We start from the raw sequence: 961 nt of genomic DNA on the forward strand, positions 1-961 counted from the left end.
AACCGGGCGTCAGGTGTGCCGGAGAACGGGTCAGCAATAAAGCGTTCCGCAGTGAGTTCAGGGCGGTTGAGGTAGCCACGGGTGACACCGGCACCACCGATATACAGCTCGCCCGTTACGCCGACTGGCACAGGCTGGCCGTTATTATCGAGGAGATAAGCACGCAGGTCAGGTAATGGCTGACCAATCAGGCTGCCACGTCCTCCGGTAATATCCTCCCCGGTCAGTTCCCGATAGGTGGCATGGACGGTGATTTCGGTAATACCGTACATATTCACCAGACGGGTCTGCTGAACAGGGTTATTCGCAACCCAGGGCGCCAGCATCGGCAACTCCAGCGCCTCGCCGCCGAAAATAATGCAGCGCAGGGAATGTGCCGTGTCATCCTGAGCAGGGATAAGCTGGCGGAAAGCACTGGGGGTCTGGTTCAGTACGGTCACACGTTCCTGACACAACAGCGCATAGAACGCCTGTGGTGAACGGGCACAAGCCGCCGGGACGATAACCAATCGACCACCATAGGATAAGGCGCCCCATATCTCCCATACCGAGAAATCAAAAGCAAATGAGTGGAACAGTGTCCATACATCGTTGCCATTGAACTGGAAATAGTCTTGTGTTGCGGCTAACAGGCGAATGGCATTCGCGTGTTCCACCATCACCCCTTTGGGCTGGCCGGTGGAGCCGGAGGTGTAAATGACATAGGCCAGATGGCGTGAAGTCAGTCCCCGTGCACGGCTGTCGGGGTTGCTGTCTGGCTCACTGTCAAGGACGGATGGTGAGCGGGCGTCAAGCACAACAGTAGGCAGATGGCTGCCTAAGGTTTCCACCCAAATAGCCTGAGTCAGCAGGGCCACGGGAGTGGCATCCTCCAGCATATAGGCCAGCCGTTCAGCCGGATAGGCTGGGTCGAGCGGCAGATAGGCCGCGCCGGCCTTAAGAATACCCAACAGACCGACGA

The 961-nt window shown here is 57.8% G+C and carries 1 protein-coding gene; it reads right to left on the minus strand.

Going from position 1 to position 961, the window contains the following annotated elements; translation table 11 throughout:
- A partial coding sequence (locus Xmir_RS22200) for an AMP-binding protein (RefSeq protein ID WP_145956961.1) occupies positions 1–961 on the minus strand: 961 nt, incomplete at both ends.

It is taken from the genome of Xenorhabdus miraniensis (genome assembly GCF_002632615.1).